This is a genomic window from Parabacteroides sp. PM6-13, assembly GCF_029892605.1.
Taxonomy (GTDB): domain Bacteria; phylum Bacteroidota; class Bacteroidia; order Bacteroidales; family Tannerellaceae; genus QVMG01.
Genome location: NZ_JARXWF010000006.1, coordinates 56,786 through 73,547, shown reverse-complemented (window position 1 = coordinate 73,547; position 16,762 = coordinate 56,786). Strand labels below are relative to the sequence as shown.

General features: G+C 46.6%; 12 protein-coding genes. 4 read left to right on the top strand and 8 right to left on the bottom strand.

All coding sequences use genetic code 11. The features are described 5' to 3' along the window. Window position 1 precedes the first annotated feature (1 nt). The 8 genes from cobT to M2134_RS07405 form a co-directional block, all read right to left on the bottom strand. Window positions 2–1,039, bottom strand: a complete 1,038-nt coding sequence (cobT, locus tag M2134_RS07440; RefSeq protein WP_280752091.1) for a nicotinate-nucleotide--dimethylbenzimidazole phosphoribosyltransferase — start codon at window positions 1,037–1,039, stop codon at window positions 2–4. A gap of 20 nt (window positions 1,040–1,059) precedes the next feature. Continuing rightward, the gene (cobU, locus tag M2134_RS07435; protein ID WP_280752090.1) at window positions 1,060–1,569 is read right to left on the bottom strand and encodes a bifunctional adenosylcobinamide kinase/adenosylcobinamide-phosphate guanylyltransferase; all 510 of its coding nucleotides are present in this window, start codon (window positions 1,567–1,569) and stop codon (window positions 1,060–1,062) included. 3 nt (window positions 1,570–1,572) lie between these two features. Then, window positions 1,573–2,517, bottom strand: a complete 945-nt coding sequence (cbiB, locus tag M2134_RS07430) for an adenosylcobinamide-phosphate synthase CbiB (protein ID WP_280752089.1) — start codon at window positions 2,515–2,517, stop codon at window positions 1,573–1,575. Continuing rightward, window positions 2,508–3,512: a threonine-phosphate decarboxylase gene (locus M2134_RS07425; RefSeq protein ID WP_280752088.1), complete on the bottom strand. Its 1,005-nt coding sequence runs from the start codon at window positions 3,510–3,512 to the stop codon at window positions 2,508–2,510. Before M2134_RS07425 ends, cbiB begins: the two co-directional genes overlap by 10 nt. Beyond that, window positions 3,509–5,002 (bottom strand): cobyric acid synthase, encoded by a 1,494-nt coding sequence (locus M2134_RS07420; protein ID WP_280752087.1) that lies wholly within the window; start codon window positions 5,000–5,002, stop codon window positions 3,509–3,511. Before M2134_RS07420 ends, M2134_RS07425 begins: the two co-directional genes overlap by 4 nt. 76 nt (window positions 5,003–5,078) lie before the next feature. Continuing rightward, window positions 5,079–5,822 (bottom strand): LytTR family DNA-binding domain-containing protein, encoded by a 744-nt coding sequence (locus M2134_RS07415; protein WP_280752086.1) that lies wholly within the window; start codon window positions 5,820–5,822, stop codon window positions 5,079–5,081. A gap of 1 nt (window position 5,823) precedes the next feature. Next, the gene (locus tag M2134_RS07410; RefSeq protein ID WP_280752085.1) at window positions 5,824–6,627 is read right to left on the bottom strand and encodes a histidine kinase; all 804 of its coding nucleotides are present in this window, start codon (window positions 6,625–6,627) and stop codon (window positions 5,824–5,826) included. A 578-nt stretch (window positions 6,628–7,205) separates the two neighbouring features. Then, window positions 7,206–7,688, bottom strand: coding sequence for a hypothetical protein (locus M2134_RS07405; RefSeq protein ID WP_280752084.1), 483 nt, complete (start codon window positions 7,686–7,688; stop codon window positions 7,206–7,208). Between the two features lie 736 nt (window positions 7,689–8,424). Here M2134_RS07405 and M2134_RS07400 point away from each other — a divergent pair. The 4 genes from M2134_RS07400 (at window position 8,425) to M2134_RS07385 (ending at window position 16,288) form a co-directional block, all read left to right on the top strand. Beyond that, window positions 8,425–10,359 (top strand): hypothetical protein, encoded by a 1,935-nt coding sequence (locus tag M2134_RS07400; protein ID WP_280752083.1) that lies wholly within the window; start codon window positions 8,425–8,427, stop codon window positions 10,357–10,359. A 5-nt stretch (window positions 10,360–10,364) separates the two neighbouring features. Beyond that, the gene (locus M2134_RS07395; RefSeq protein WP_280752082.1) at window positions 10,365–12,314 is read left to right on the top strand and encodes a glycoside hydrolase family 97 protein; all 1,950 of its coding nucleotides are present in this window, start codon (window positions 10,365–10,367) and stop codon (window positions 12,312–12,314) included. Window positions 12,315–12,701: 387 nt separating this feature from the next. Continuing rightward, a complete protein-coding gene (locus tag M2134_RS07390) occupies window positions 12,702–13,454 on the top strand; it encodes a hypothetical protein (RefSeq protein WP_280758145.1) in 753 nt (250 codons plus the stop codon). A gap of 59 nt (window positions 13,455–13,513) precedes the next feature. After that, complete coding sequence (locus M2134_RS07385) at window positions 13,514–16,288, top strand: heparinase II/III family protein (protein WP_280752079.1); 2,775 nt, start codon at window positions 13,514–13,516, stop codon at window positions 16,286–16,288. Window positions 16,289–16,762 lie beyond the last annotated feature (474 nt).

The window sequence follows — 16,762 nt, the reverse complement described above, 5'->3', positions numbered from 1 at the left end:
ATCAGAAATACTTGGTTACCTGTATCTTCTTGAATGAATGCATCTCATTGATCATTCTGGCTGCCGATTCTATGATCGGATAGGCACAGAGGGCACCTGTCCCTTCGCCTAAGCGGAAGCCCAGGTTAAGAATGGGGGAGGCTTTCAGATAATCTAACAATAGTTTGTGTCCGGCTTCATCTCCCTGATGTCCGAATATACAATAGTGTAACACCTCCGGATAGAGCTTGGAGGCGGCTAATACGCAGTTGGTCATAATAAAACCATCTACCAGAATAAGCATTTTCAGTTCAGCGGCTTTCAACATAGCACCAACTGCCATAACCATCTCATACCCGCCAAAGTAACGCATAATATCCTCTACCGATCCATCTCCGGTATAGTTTTTTATGGATTGGCTGAGTACATTGAATTTATGATGAATAATGGAGCCGGTGAAGTCACAACCCGCACCAATACACTTATCCAACGGAATGCCTGTCAAGCAATTCATCCAGAGCGAAGAAGAGGATGTATTGGTAATACCCATCTCCCCGAATCCAATCACATTACAGCCCTCCTCGAAGCAGGCCTCCGTACACTGCGCTCCTCTTTCCAGGGCAAGCGCCATTTCTTCGTGTGTCATAGCCGCTTCGTGCAGGTAGTTGCGCGTACTCTTCCGGATCTTCTTGTCGATAATCGGATCACCCGGTTTGAAGTCATAATTCACCCCCGCGTCGACCACCTTCAGGTCAATCCCATGCTGCCGTGCCAGGAAGTTGATACCGGCACCTCCGGCCCAGAAGTTAGCTACCATCTGATAAGTAACCTCCTGCGGAGAGGGGCTAACGCCTTCGGCGGCAATGCCATGATCACCGGCAAACACAATATGCATCGGCTTATTCAATTGGGGCGAGAGTGTTTGCTGTACCCAACCAATCTGCATGGTCAAGTCTTCCAACACGCCTAAGGAGCCTTTAGGTTTTGTTAGGTTATCTATTTTGTCCTGCAGATAAGGACGTATCTCGTCGTTCGGTTTTTCGATTGTGAATCGTATCATTGTCTATTTTATTAGGTTTGTTATTTCACTTGCATGGGAATACCCGCCACCATCAGATACACCTCGTCGGCACGGGCGGCCATATACTGATTGAGCCAACCTTGTAGGTCGGCGAACTTACGTTGGAGCTCATGGGCAGACATCTCGCCCATGCCCACTTCATTTGTCACAAAGATAAAGGTGGCATCCTGATCGGTGAAGAGATCAAACTCCTGTTTTAAGGCGCTGAGAGAGGCCTCTACATCCGATTGCAGATCAAAGAAGAAGTTGGTAGCCCACAGGGTAACGCAATCGATCAACACCACACCGTCCGAAAAGCGATGGCGGCTTAGCTGTTTCTCCTCTTCGATGGTTGTCCATTCGTTCCCTCGATCGGCCTTATGTCGCTCGATGCGTTGGCGATGTTCCTCATCCCATACACGGGAGGTGGCCAGATAAACAGGGTTGGCAGCCAGCGACAGCGCTTTCTCTTGCGCGAAGCGGCTCTTGCCTGAACGTTGTCCACCGGTTATCAGAATAATCTTTTTCATGCATTATCTATTAAGACCCACAAAAGTACACACAATTAGAACGATAATAACACACAACAGCATGCCGATTTCTGCCCGGCGGTTTATTTCTATGGCACGTTGCATATCCATCGTAGTCAGTTCCCTTTCCCGTTCGCCGATATAGGGCTTATCGACCCGTTTGCCGAAATAGCTGTTCGGCCCTCCGAAGCGGCAGTCTAATATGCCGGCCAGAGCGGCTTCCGGATAGCCGGAGTTTGGGCTGGCATGATTACGCCCCTGTTTCCGTACAAAAGCAAACAGGGATGGCTTCCCACTGACGATAACCATCAAAACAGCCGTCAGACGAGCCGGAATATAATTGGCTATATCATCTATTTTGGCGGCCCAACAGCCAAAGTCTTTATAGCGCTCATTCTTATATCCAATCATCGAGTCGAGCGTATTTACCATCTTATAGGCAAACATACCAGGCACGCCCAGCACCAGGAACCAGAACAATGGAGCAATCACGCCATCGCTTAGGTTTTCCGCCAAGGTTTCAAGGGCTGCCGTTCGTACCTGCTGAGGTGAGAGCCCGGAGGTGTCGCGCCCAACAATACGGGCCACCTGCTTTCTTCCCTCTTCCGGCGATCGGTCTGTTGCTACAAAGACCTGACGAACCTCATCTTCTAAGGTCTTTCCGGCAAGGCAATAGAAGACGACTATAGCGGAAAGGATAACAGCCAAACCCGGATGAATCGCCAATAGGCCATACATCAATAGAAAACTCAATAGGATCAGGGAGATACTGAAATAGGCCCCTTTCGCCTTTCGTCTCTTGCCGTTGTTTAATCTCTTCTCGCCCCAGGCAATCACCTTTCCGAAACCAACCACCGGGTGCGGTAGGACAGGCGGATCTCCAAACAACCGGTCAGCTATCCACCCCATCAACAGCGGAATCAATCGAAAGTAACAGATCAGATCCATTCGCGTATGGCTTTTATTAACAGATTATTATCCTCTTCCGATTGAGCCGCTATCCGAAAATACGAGGAATCCAATCCTCTGAAGTTGGCAGCATCTCGGATCAATAATCCCTGCGCCTCTATCAGGTATTCCTTCAATGCGGCAGCCTTTCTATCTTTCAAACGGCATAGAAAGAAATGGGTATCGGTAGGATAGACCGTCAGTCCTTCTATCTCTTGCAATGCCTGCTGTAGACGTTTAGCCTCTTCCAGGCAGGTAGACTCAGGCTGCTTCGCTTTGTTTTCCAATAGGTATTTCCCGGCTTCTGCAGCCAACACATTCACCGACCAGGGCATCCGGTAGAGGCTTATATTGGCAATATTATCCCTGTGAGCCGTCAGATAGCCCAGGCGCAAACCGGGAATGGCATACTGCTTGGTCATAGAATGAAGAAGGATCAGGTTCCGATAGCCTGTTGCCTTCGGTATATCCCAGACCTCTTTATGCGTAAAATGCCCATAAGACTGATCAAACACAAAACAGGTTTGCGGATTTCTCTCTACCATATCCTTCAACAGATCGATATCATACACCCTGCCCGTCGGGTTATTTGGATTGCAGATCCAGACTAAATCCATGGAAGAGTGATTTATCTCTTCCGGCTTATCATAGAAAGAGAGGGTATGTTGATGTATCCGACAGGCATCTTCATACTCACTGAATGTTGGGACTACTATCGCTGTTCTACTACCTTCGAACGCTTTTGCGATCAGGTAGATCGCTTCGGTTGCGCCATTGGTCACGCAACAGCAGGCCTCCTCTATCCCCAGCTTCCCGGCTAATAAGGCCCGAAGCGACTCCGCCTCCGGTTCCGGATAGGAATGGATCAGCGGCAGGCGGGTAGCGAGGTAGGCATGCAAATCCGGCATATCCTGCACGCTGCGTATATTAGAGCTGAAATTAGCTACGATCCGGCCGGCATAGTGGTGGATATCATCTCCATGTCCCTGTATCATGGTTGTTCTTCCATTATCCGGTAAACCAATTCCATATTCACATGTCGGCGCACATGGTCGGCCAGTTTGTTGTATTGCTCCTCTTTAAAGGCTTTCATATCGAATGGAGCACCCTGGAGCTTCTCAGCATAAGGCGCCAATAGGTAGTCGATCGCTGCCTGATTATCAAAGATCCCATGCATATAGGTGCCAAAACACTTTGTGTGAAGGAAATAGCCCTCTCCTTTGCCCTCTTCCAGGCGGTTCAGCGGAGAGTCCGGTTGACCTTCGATCGGCAGGGTGGTGCCCATGTGGATTTCATAGCCTTCGCATATCTCTTCTTTGTCAAGTAACCGGAATCTTACCTGTCGGGTGGTCTTCTCGCTTTCTATCCGTGTGACGACCGGCAAGAGTCCAAGCCCCGGCATCCGCTCGATCCCTCCTTCGATATGTTCGGGATCATACACCTCCTGTCCCATGATCTGGTAGCCACCGCAAATGCCAACAACGGTTGCGCCCCGTTTACTGGCCCGCAGAATGCTTTGTGCCGCTCCATTCCGACGCAGCTCATACAGATCACCAAGCGTATTCTTGCTTCCCGGTAGCAGGATGATATCCGCCTTCTCCAGCTCTTCATGGTTGTTTGTGTAGTAGAGATGAACACGCGGGTCACGTTCCAATACGTTGAAATCGGTAAAGTTAGACATATGACGAAGCAATACAACCGCAACATTTACCTTATGGTGAGCCGCCTGTAGATTCTTTGTCTGCAACATTACGGAGTCCTCCTCTTCGATGTAGATATCTCTATAATAAGGGACTACTCCAATCACAGGAATGCCACAGAGCTCTTCAAGCATCTTCACGCCCGATTCAAAGAGCCGGATATCTCCCCGGAACTTATTAATCAGAATCCCTTTCAGGTGTTTACGCTCCTCTGGTGTCAACAGCATAACCGATCCATAAACCGAAGCAAACACCCCTCCACGGTCGATATCCGCTACTAAGATCACATTCGCTCCGGCATAGATTGCCATCGGCATATTCACCAGATCCACCTCCCGGAGATTGATCTCTGAAATGCTACCTGCCCCTTCCATGACCACCGGATTGTAGCCTGCCTGCAGGCGATCGAACGCCTCATAGACCTCCTTACGCAGCTCATCCCTCCCTTCTTGGCTGAAATAGGTATAGGCCTCTTGATTGCCGGAGGGTTTCCCATGCAACACCACCTGGCAGACCTTATCACTGGAGGGTTTCAATAATAACGGGTTCATATCCGCCAGGCAAGGCACACCGGCCGCCTCGGCCTGTACCGCTTGTGCGCGCCCTATCTCCAGTCCTTCGTGTGTTACATAGGAGTTAAGCGACATATTTTGTGCTTTGAAAGGAGCCGGCTTATATCCATCCTGCAGGAAAATGCGACAGAAAGCAGCATTAATCACGCTCTTTCCCACATCACTGCCCGTTCCGGCAAACATAAGGGGAGTCAGTATCTTCTGTTCAGACATAATTATTCGTTCTATAAGAAGTTGCGAATTTACCTCTTTTTTGAACAAATACGTCCTGTTTGTTGTGTTGTATTTCCTATTTGCTGATCAGCTTATTGTTTACCACGGTGTTAAACAATTCCTCCCGCCGATGCTTCGAGAGTGGTAGCTCTTTCCCGTTTACAAACACGCGACCACCACTGATCAATTCTATATGAGCCACATTGACCAAAAAGGATTTATGAATACGAAAGAACGCGTCACGCGGAAGCATCTCTTCCAGTGACGACATAGTCTGATGAATCACAAACGATTTGTCCTTAAACTGCAACTTTAGGTAGTTTTGCATACTCTCCACATACAGAATATCTTCCCAGGATATTTTTATAAAAGAATCCCCTTGGCGGATGTACATATCGGAAGGTATCTCCTCCGTATTATGATGGATCGTCAAGCGGGAGGTGTATAGCTCCAGCGCTTTTTGAACAGCCTGAAAAAAACGTTGAAAACTAATAGGCTTTAACAGATAATCAACCACATTCAAACGAAAACCATCCAGGGCATATTCGGAATAAGCCGTTGTGAATATCGTAATAGGCGGATTGTCTAATGATTCCAGGAACTCCAAGCCGGTCAGATCAGGCATATTGATATCCAGGAACATAAGATCAACCTCTTCCCGACGAAGGAAGTCAGAAGCTTCTATAGCCGAAGAGCAGGTTCCGACAACGGTTAAATAATTTACTTTCTGAATCAATCCTACGACTCCTTCGATAGCAAACGACTCATCATCGACTACCAGACATCGTAACACAGGTGGTTTAACTGAAGCTTCCATCATATCATGTAAAGATTTTAAGGACAGACAGATATACATCGTCTGTTTCTTTGATTGCTAAGTTGTATCTTCGTCCGTAATGAATATCAAGACGTGCTTTTATATTCTCCAATCCGATTCCGGTTGTTTTCTTTTTTGTCGGCTTATTCGATTTGGAGTTTTCCACCTCCAACATGATGAAAGAGCCTTTTTGCATGAAGCGAATGTCGATATAGCCTTTATTTGACTCGGATCGTGATACATGCTTGAAGGCATTCTCGATAAAAGGAATGAATAACAGCGGCGGAATATCCATATTGCCATCCTCGATCTGCCAGGTGCAACGCACATCCAGTTTATCCTCCCAGCGGAATTTCTCTACATCAATAAAGTCCTTTAGGTATTGTACCTCCTGTCCCAGTTTCGCTAAGTCGCTTTTAGCGCTATACAACTGATAACGCAGGGTATCGGAATATTTCAACAACAAAGCGGAGGCCAGTTCCGTATCCTTCTGTATCAATACATAGAGGTAATTAAGCACATTGAACATCGAATGGGGATTCACCTGCGCATGCAATACCTTTAATTGTGCCTCCAGGTTCGATTGTTGCAGAAGTGAATACTCATAATACAACAAAATAACGCAAAAGATAAGGTTGGAACCCACCACAGAAGGGAAGACATCCCGTATACCTCCCATAAAAGGAAGTGTCTCATCAAGGTAATAGGTCGATTGAAAGATACCTGTCTGCTCCAGAAAACAGAAAAACTTATCCATAAAATGCAAGCCAACTGCCATGCAGCTACTCATCAGGAAGAACTTAACCACAAGAGGCAACGTTTTCCTATTCTGAAGGGTTTTCCGAAAAAGGGTCTTGCTAAAACAAAAAGAGATCACGATGTAGATCGTAGCAAATGCTAAAAAACTAAATAAACGCTCCAAAAAGGGCATCTCTTTATCGCGCGAGAACCAAACCAACAGACTGATTCCTAGCCAATAAGTTATAATGATCACACTTCGTTTTCTTCCTTCTTTATTCATGTTTTGCAAATGTAAATATTTATTGACAGAATCAATAAAAAGAAGAGGAGAGTATGTTTGTCTTTTTTCATCTACACGTTGTCAAACTGTCAAACATACTCTCCATAGGGACTACTACTACTGCATCTTCTTTAAGGATAACCTAAATAAACTCATAGAATAGGCATTGATTATCAATCACACACATATATATTCTCTCATCATATTGTATCCTGTTTTCGAAAGCAAATATGTGGCATTAAAAATAGCCGGACAAATTTGTTTGACGAATGGTCGATAGCCTTTGATTAATGGCATATATATGTAGAAATGCTTTCTTCTTTTCTGTTTATCTGTTCCTTTTCCTTGGGTTCGATGGGATTTTTTTAGAATCCATCATCACCATCTGCTAATTGCATAAAGGAATGAGAACGATCGGTTTCATTCACCACAATGGCAGTCAATACGGTATGCACATTGGTGTATCCTGTCGGAAGAAAACCGAAGGGATCAATGTTCGGAAAAGTAGTGTCGTTGATCACGAACTGACTTTTAACCGAAAGGGCTGCTACCTCTTGTTCCGTGAGGGTCTTGGAACAGAGTTTGATCGCTTCAAATTGGGTATTTGCCAATTGATAGGTATGACAAATACCTACGGTAATAGTGTCTCCAGATTGAAAATCACGACCGAAATAGAGAGTGCCGGTTAGTTTCTTGTCATTACTAATGTTAAATACACTGGTGAGTGTAGTCGTGCCATTGGCAATGACAACTTTGCCTGTAAATCCTTCATCAGATAGTGCTTCATAGAGGTTCAAAAGAGCTGGTTGTTCCATATCAAAATCAGTTTTGGTCTTGATATAGTTCATGTAGCTTTTGTTTGACTTCATAAACAGGTTGTAGGGGGAGTGGGGTTTGGTTTTCTCAAATCCAACGACTACAAGCGGTTTCAAAGCTTTAAAGAGGTTTACAGTAGTTGCAAAACTGTCCCGTTGAGCAATTTGCTTAGGTGTTCTACTGTTGTTACGAGTTACACGCTGTGATGCAATGGTGTCTCCATTTAGGTGACGATAGGTAATGTTACCTAATGACTTACGTCCTGTTCCAATGGCGGAACTTTCGATTTGTGCCATAGATTGTAGGTTTTAGTTAGTTAATAAATAAAAATAACTCTCGTTAATTAGATTTGTTTGTCTAAATCTTAATTATTGTCAAACATATGAATAATTTTTTATATATGCAAGCGACTGCCCACCTGCCGGGTATTACCCGTAAAAACACTATATGTAAATAAAAGCAGGGTAAAAAGCGTAATATGTAAGCAAAACAGGTAGTAATAGTTTCAAATGATAATTTGAGCTAAAAGAGCAACTTATAAATTATAAGTTGGTGGATTGGTAAAACAGGCAAAGATATTAACATATAATAACATTATACCGTGTAAAACATGCAATTATTTAACAGATTACACCTGTCCCTTCCGGGTTTTTTTCAAACAAGAACGCCCCGATAGGGATACTCTTCCATGAGATCTAAAACTTGTATTTACATTTGAGTGTCTCAAACAGCTTATTCGTATAAGAAGGAGAAGTAATTAGAAATCGTATGAATAGAAAACTTTTATTTAGCAGTATTGTGCTAGCTGTCCTGTTTTGTGCTTGCCAGGGAGGTAGAGATAAAAACATCCTTGTGCATCCATATGCTCCGTTTACCATCCCTACGACGGGGCCTGCGGGGGTAGCCTATCCGGATCATGTGAAAGATGACGCCCTATCGACGCGTTTTGAGGTGAAAGTAGCCGGTGTCCATGTGCCCGCTATCCGATATGATAATATGATTGCCGGCAAGCCGGGACATAGTATGGATGTAGCTCGTTTTGCCTCAAACAGCCTGATACCGAAGATAGAAATCCAGGTGATGGGCGGCAAGGAGATGAATAGTGTGACTATCCACCCCGTGGCTTTCTATCCACAGGAGGCCCTAACAATCAGTGCTGACAGGCGAACGCTCACCTTCGAGCTGGTAGAGAAGTTGCCCTATGCCATTGTGATCATCAACGGCAACGATCCCCAAGAGGCCTCTGCCGAGGATCCGCAGCTTCTTCTTATCAACGACCCGTTGGAAGAGCCGGAGAAGAAGCCATCGCTTACCGCCTCCCATGTGCTTGACTTCAAAGCCTTCTCGGAGGATTATCTGCGAAAGAATCCTATCACGGACACCGTTGGGGAGATCTGTCGTGCGGCAGGAAGCGTCACGGATACCAGCCTGAACGACGGACGCCTCTTCACCTGGAACCACGATGTCGGCCGGTTTGTTGCTTATACTGACAAGATAGTTGCTTTCCCCAACCTGCGAAAAAGAGACCCAAACGACCTATCCGACGCGCTGCAAGCGGCTTTAGAAAAGATCAAAAACACGCCGGAGCTTAACACCCTCTATATCCCCGCCGGTGTTTATCTCTGGTCAGGGCTGCGGATTGAACATTGGAATGGGGACGTCACGAAAGGCGGGAAGCCGCTCTTTGTCTATACCGACGAGAATGCTTTGATGATAAATCGTCAGAAAGAGTGTCGGGAGGCCATTGAGCCGGCGATCTTTATCTATCACTCCAGCTTTGTTACGCTTTCGGGTCGTGGCATGCACGATGGACAGGGATGCCTCACCTATTCGACCGACCGGAAAGATGCCCGGAATACGCCTCATCAAGGGGGCGTTGTTATTCGGAAGTCAAACAACATCACCTGCCAGGATACCTATTCGCGCGATGCTCAGCAATGGAATTGGGAAACCCATGATGTGGTAGATGTTAACCTGAACAATATCAAAGGTCTTTCGCCTTACCACCATGCCTGGGTAGACGGACTCAACCTCTCGAGTGGCAAAAATATAAGCGTCAATGGATCTATCACCTTGGGCAATGATGATGTGTTTGCCACAGGGCATTACAATCCGTCGGACGAATTTCCCAGACGCACCTATTCCGAAAACCAATCAATCAACCTCACCCATACCGATCGTAATCCGGCAGAGATACGCAACACCTTCGCTGCGGCGGGCATCTACAACAAAGAGCGCATGCACTGGAGTAATGCCGATACCGAATATATCCGGGTAAGTAATGCCATGGGATGGACCCGTACGGCGCACTGCATACGGGCAGGAATCAACACCTGGGCAACCGCTTCCGATAGCGATGGCAGCCATAGGGTATTAGATGGCTTCTATTTTGATAATTACCATGCCATTGTGGGCAATAAAGCGAACGGAGATATCCGCTTTACGAACTACAACGCATCTGCCAACTGGCCTTTGTACGAAAGGATTGAGATCCGGAACTCTTCGTTTTGGGCACCCGGCGATACCTGGGTACTGGTGCAGACGATGGCGGATGACCAGCCGATGATACGAAATTTGGTGATGCAAAACATCCATTTCCCTAAGCCTATAGCTGAACCAACGGCGATATTCTCCGGCATAACTAACCTCACAGTCGATGAGATCTACATAGGTGGAGAACGAATAGAAACCTTTAATAATTAAATATCATGCATAGAAAAATCTGTTTATTGCTGACAAGCATACTTATTGGTGTAAGCGTTTCGGCGCAAACGATCTTAGAACATACCCGGAGAAGTCTTGCCTCTCCTGATGGCAAACATCAGTTTCATTTCTACCAGAAGCAACAGGCTGACGGCACACTGGATCTCTACTACCGGGTGCAATACGACGGAAAACCGGTTGTCTTGGAGTCTAAATTGAATATTCAGCTCGATAACCATATATGGGAACGCGCCCTGGCGAAGTTCTGGGATCAGCCTAAGGAGTGGGAAGATATTCTACTGTTTGAAAAGAGCGAGCAGTATGCGGTGAACGAGAGCTGGTCTCCGCTTTACGGAGAGCGTTCCGTGGTGAAGGATCATTATAACGGAATGACCCTCTTTCTTGCCCGCAACGATGCCTCGCAATACAAAATGAATATAGAGATACGCGCCTATAATGAAGGCATTGCTTTCCGTTATTATTTCCCAACGCATCCGGAGGCCATCTATCATAAGGTGACAGAAGAGAACACCGAGTTTGCTTTCCCGGAAGGAACCACCGCCTGGTGGACACAATGGGCACAAGCACCCTACTACGAGAAGCCCCTGAAAGATTGGGAAGATATGAGCGAGCGGCCGTTGACCTTGAAGCTGGCAGATGATCTCTATGCCTGCGTAACGGAAGCCCGACAAGTCGACTTTGCACGCGCTATGTTTAAACTCTCTGCGAAGAAGGAGAATACCGTGCAGGTAGCGCTTTATTCCGTGTCGGATATGGTCACCCCTTTTGGTACCCCCTGGCGGGTTATTATGGCGTCCGATCGTTTAGGCGGGCTGTTGGAGAACAATGATATTATCCTGAACCTGAATGAGGCGAATAAGATCGCAGACAGCCAGTGGATCCGTCCCGGAAAGATTATGCGGGAGACTACGCTGACAACCAAGAATGCGAAGGCCTGTATCGACTTCTGCGCGAAGCATAATATGCAATACATCCTGTTCGACTGGAAGTGGTATGGCCCCTCGACGGAGTTTGATACCGATGCCGGTCAGGTGATGGTGCCGGAATTGGATATGCCCGAAGTGGTGGCTTATGGCAAATCAAAAGGGGTAGGCGTGTGGGTCTATGTGAATCAGCATGCGCTCCAATATCAGGCAGACAAGATATTCCCGATCTATAAAGAATGGGGATTGGCCGGGGTGAAGTTTGGCTTTGTGCAATACCAGACACAAGGCTGGTCGACCTGGGTACATGACCTGGTGCGTAAGGCGGCCGACAATAACCTGATGGTCAATATCCATGACGAGTACCGTCCGAACGGTTTTAGCCGTACCTATCCGAACCTATTGACCCAGGAGGGTATTCGAGGGAATGAAGAATTTCCCGACGCGACCCATAATACGATTCTTCCTTTTACACGCATGATAGCCGGTGCAGCCGATTATACGGTCTGCTATTTTGATCCGCGCATCAAGAATACGCATGCTCACCAGTTGGCGTTCCCGGTGATTTATTACAGCCCGTTACAGACACTTTATTGGTATGATACACCCGCCCGCATAGAAGAAGTGCCGGAACTGGAGTTCTTCGACAACGTGCCGGTCAGCTTCGATGATACGAAGGTGATTCATGATAAGATCGGTGAGTATGTCACCATCGCCCGCCGAAAGGGAGAAGAATGGTTTATCGGAACGATTGGAAATAATGAAATACAACGCCTCGCTACCCCTTTGCATTTCCTGGAGCCCGGCAAGTCCTACGTAGCACGCATCTATACCGATGACGAAAAGGTGAATACATCCACGAAAGTAAAGGTTACAACACTGATTGTCAATAGCGAAACGCAACTCCAGTTCCAACTACAAGAACGGGGAGGCTGCGCCCTGCACCTTTCACCCGCCACCCAAAAAGACCTGAAAAAGTATAAATCGTATAAGAAAAAACAGGTGTTATAAGGGGAATTAGTAGGCCATTTAACCGGTCTATATGTTAAAAAATAATAAATTTATTGTGTTATTTTTTAAATTTCTCTTTTTTGAAAAGGAAGCAATTTGTCAGAATTGCTTCCTTTTTGTTAGTGATAGCTTATAGCACAACTATCAAAATGATATAGATTGTTCGATCTCGGCTGACAGATTAATAGTGCCTAGGGACTGCCTATATAGTGCCTACATGGTGCCTACATGGTGTCTACATATTTTTAACGTTTGTTTTATATAAAAAAAAGCATTTACTTTGAAGTAACCTTGGAAGCAATATGGACGCAATCTATAAGCGATATGGAAGCGATCTATAAGTGATATGAAAAAAATTAATAACCAAACTTTTAACACCAAAACGACATGGCAATTATTCAAGGAAACGATTTTGGCATTATAAGGAAGTCTGCAGGAGGACTTACTTTTCGCCGGGTAGGAGATCAGATTATCGTCTCTCAAAAAATTACACAGAACAAGAGTCACACACCCAAACAAGTGGCCTGTAGAAATGAATTCGCCACCCTCTCGGTTATCGCAAAAAAACTAAAGCCCCTTGTGGATATCGGCTTTGATCCCAAAGACAGCGGTTCGCATCATAACGCTTTTCTGCATTCGAACAGTGATTTGCGCAATTACCTGCGCACGCAGCGAATCGCAAAAAATCAACATCCACCTCTTTATTATCTCTATAAAGCATTGGAAGATCCTATGTTTATGGGGCATATCGTCTGCTCACGGGGTACCCTGAATGCGGAGGCGAATATATGGCTGGACGAGGAGTACTATCCGGAAGGGATGGTCGTATTATCCAAGGATTTCAAATTTGGAGACAGGCTGCATCTATTCATTATTGGCGTCTATGAGGGAAAGGATGAGTTTGTCACTATGATGAACACCTTTGAGACTGTGATAAAGCCAGAACCGCCCTTCTGGCAACTTACAACCGATGTGTTTTACATAAACAGAGAAACCATGCCGGAACTTTGTCCGATCCTTACCGGATTTTCCACCTTCGAACTGATAGGAGGGGTGGCGGCGGCTGTTGTCCTTTCCGGTAAAGAACGCGCAAGCAGTTATTTCTCCCTACTGAATGCAATAGATGCCGTATACGTTTAGGTAAATGACTTCTTATATTCGTATTATAGTATGAAAGAATAATTCAAACAACAAATAATATGAATGAGAAGAAGTCTGGTAGGGGATCGAATGCCCTACGAAGAAGTTATCTATGGCTATGGGCTCTTATAAGTAGTCTCACACTCTCGGCGCAAACGATTCCCCTGCCGCAAAATCTGCCGCAGGGGCATCCACGCCTGATGACGACAGATGCGGAAAAGCCACGCCTCCAAAAGCAGATACAGGAGGAAACATGGGCGAAAGAGGTGTTGACTGGTATCCGGAAGCGCATCGATCCTTATGTGGAAAAGACACAAACGGAGGCCGACTGGGTCTCTTCCCGCCTGATGATGTACTGGAAGAGTCACGCCACGCAGGTCTATATCAACGGAGGTGTTTACTCGCATGCCGATGGAGAGGCGCCGGTGCCTACGGTCCGTTTTGGCAGTACCCGCGGGGTGAGTAGCTCATACAAACGCCCCAAATTGGAAGATATCATCCCCTATATGGATGATACGAAAGGAGTGTTTTTCCATAATGCGGCCAAAGAGGGCAATCCATTGGAATGGGTAGACCAGGCGAACGTGTCGGGATCCAGTATCGAAAGTGTGAATGAGGAGATTATGCGATTGGCAAAAGATGCCGCCTTTATCTATTGGTTGACAGGCGATGAGAAATATGCGGCATTTGCTTTTGGTATATTCGATACCTACCTGACGGGTATGTATTATCGCACCGAGCCGATCGACGTGGGAAACGGACACGCGCAAACACTGGTGGGCATGTCAACCTTCGAAGTGATTCAGGAACGTATTCTCGACGAATTGGCCTATACCTACGACTTCCTTTATCCCTATATCCGGGAGAAAAAGGCGGAGAAGATCGATATTTATGCCACTGCATTTAAGAACTGGATCGATGTGACGCTGAAGAATGGGGTGCCTCATAACAATTGGAATCTGCATGGCGGAAAGCATGTCTTGAAGGTTGCTATGGTACTGGAAGATAATAAGCAGTATGCCGACGGCAAGGGACGCGAATACTATATCGATTATATTCTGAATAAATCATCCGCGCGCCAGTGGTCGCTTACGCGGTTTATGGCGTATGGGTATGATAGTGCGAACGGCGTATGGAACGAATGCCCCGGTTATGCACAGGGGGTAGCCCGTGAGTTGGTGAGTTTTATACGCGACTACGACAATACCTTCCATCAGAACCTGTTGGATTATAGTCCCGTTATGGAAAAGGCTATTCGCGTATTGCCGCAATACCTCTTTCCGAATGGGTATGTAACAGCCTTCGGTGATACCTACTATAGCCGATTGGGTACCGATGTGATAGGTGATATGGTTCGGATGGCACAGAAATACAACAACCGGGCAAATGAGGTGACATTCACTGAAATGTATAAACTCTTTGAACCCCATGCCGGCACACCGCAGGAAGGCAATCGCCACCTGCCTCCTCAGATCTCCTCTTTCTTTACCGCCAAACCGTTAGTATTGGATGAAAAGATCGGCAAGGGCGAACTCAATGATTATATCACCCAGACCTTTTATGCACCCAATGTGAGCTGGTTTGTACAGCGCAATAAACAGGAGGATAAACAACACGGATTGATGATATCCCAATATGCCTCGTATGGTAATCATGCCCATTCGAATGGCTTGGCGATGGAGCTGTATGGGAAAGGGTATGTCTTGGGGGCAGAATCGGGCATCGGTTCTTCCTACTTTGAAAAGCCTTATCTGGAATATTACTCCCAGTTTCCGGCACATAATACGGTTATGGTCGACGGCATTTCCAAATATCCGGAGATGCTTAGCAACCACCCGTTCGATCTGTTAAGTCATTATCCCGCCTCGGGCCAGCAAGCCGGGTACTACCCGGATATCACCTTCTCGGAGGCCTATTTCCTGGAACCGGAAAGCCGGAGCGATCAGAATCGCCTGTTAAGCATTGTACGGACGGGAGAGACAACCGGTTATTATGTCGATATCTTCCGCTCCAAAAAGCAACGGGGAGGGGAGAAGTTCCATGATTATTATTACCATAACCTGGGGCAGGAGCTGTTAATACAGGACACCCAAGGGAAGGCGTTGGATCTGCAACCGAGTGATGAGATGGCCTTTGCCGGAGGACATCTCTTTGCCCTCGATTATATGTGGGATAAGCGTTCGGCCAAAACAACGAACGACTACCAGGCTATTTGGAAAATGAGTATGCCAGAGGGGGATCATGTATATATGAACCTATGGATGAAGGGCTATCCCGGACGGGAGGTATTCTCTATCAAAGCCCCTTCCTGTAAAGCCTATCGTGGCAGCCAGGACTTCCCATACCAGGTCGATAAAGAGCCCTTCCTGACGATTGCCGCCCGCCAACATGGCGAAGCCTGGGAGAGGCCTTTTGTCAGCGTATTCGAGCCCTACACAGAGCAAGAGGGACGTTCGATCAGCTCGATAGCATCGTTTGAGATCGCTAACGCCTCTGCGGATTTTGTAGGTCTTATCATTGAAAATCATTCGGGAAGAAAAGACTATATCTTCTCATCCACCCAGGAGGAAGCGATAAGCTACCGGCAGATGTCGGTGAAGGCAACGTACGCCCTGGTGGGTGAGAACAAGAATGATTTTGTATTGTTCTTAGGCAACGGAACGCTCCTGGAAGCAAAAGGATTCAAAATCAAAGCAAACGAGAAGACAAACGCTACGCTTGAATACAAAGAGGGGAAATACTACTTTGTATGCGATGGTGCGGTAACACTCACCTTGCCTAATGGGAAAGAGAAGAAAATGACAGCAACGCCTTATCAAAAGGTGGTGTTGTAAGGCTTGAAGGAGGAAGGAGAAGGGGAGAAAGGAGAAAGGAGGAAGGAGAAGGGAGAAAGGGGAAAGGAGATATTTTCAAATTTTGGAAGATGGGAAGGTGAGGATCGCGCTGCCAGCGCGAGATTATGCATAACCGTATGCAAGCGTAGCGCAGCTTACGGTATAGTGACAACCTGTCAATCAAGCGCCGCAGGTGCGAGATCTGCCATAATCCCGCCCCATGCGGGGCTTTTTATATAGAGGATTCACTACCGTAAGCTGCGCTACGCTTGCATACGGTTATGCATAATCTCACGCCTGCGGCGTGCTTCCCCGCAATCTTCACATCTTCTCCCTCCCTTTCTCCCTTCTCCCTTCTCCTTTCTCCTTCCCATCCCTTCCAATTTTGGGATAGTTGATTCCCAAGGAGCGCTGGCAGCGCGATTCAATCCAGCCCATGGGTGACCGTAGGGAACCCTGGGTCATTTAGGTTAC

Excerpts from the sequence above, each read along its gene's own strand:
- cobT (WP_280752091.1), bottom strand. The coding sequence starts at position 1,039 with ATGATACGATTCACAATCGAAAAACCGAACGACGAGATACGTCCTTAT.
- cobU (WP_280752090.1), bottom strand. The coding sequence starts at position 1,569 with ATGAAAAAGATTATTCTGATAACCGGTGGACAACGTTCAGGCAAGAGC.
- cbiB (WP_280752089.1), bottom strand. The coding sequence starts at position 2,517 with ATGGATCTGATCTGTTACTTTCGATTGATTCCGCTGTTGATGGGGTGG.
- M2134_RS07425 (WP_280752088.1), bottom strand. The coding sequence starts at position 3,512 with ATGATACAGGGACATGGAGATGATATCCACCACTATGCCGGCCGGATC.
- M2134_RS07420 (WP_280752087.1), bottom strand. The coding sequence starts at position 5,002 with ATGTCTGAACAGAAGATACTGACTCCCCTTATGTTTGCCGGAACGGGC.
- M2134_RS07415 (WP_280752086.1), bottom strand. The coding sequence starts at position 5,822 with ATGATGGAAGCTTCAGTTAAACCACCTGTGTTACGATGTCTGGTAGTC.
- M2134_RS07405 (WP_280752084.1), bottom strand. The coding sequence starts at position 7,688 with ATGAACTATATCAAGACCAAAACTGATTTTGATATGGAACAACCAGCT.
- M2134_RS07400 (WP_280752083.1), top strand. The coding sequence starts at position 8,425 with ATGAATAGAAAACTTTTATTTAGCAGTATTGTGCTAGCTGTCCTGTTT.
- M2134_RS07395 (WP_280752082.1), top strand. The coding sequence starts at position 10,365 with ATGCATAGAAAAATCTGTTTATTGCTGACAAGCATACTTATTGGTGTA.
- M2134_RS07390 (WP_280758145.1), top strand. The coding sequence starts at position 12,702 with ATGGCAATTATTCAAGGAAACGATTTTGGCATTATAAGGAAGTCTGCA.
- M2134_RS07385 (WP_280752079.1), top strand. The coding sequence starts at position 13,514 with ATGAATGAGAAGAAGTCTGGTAGGGGATCGAATGCCCTACGAAGAAGT.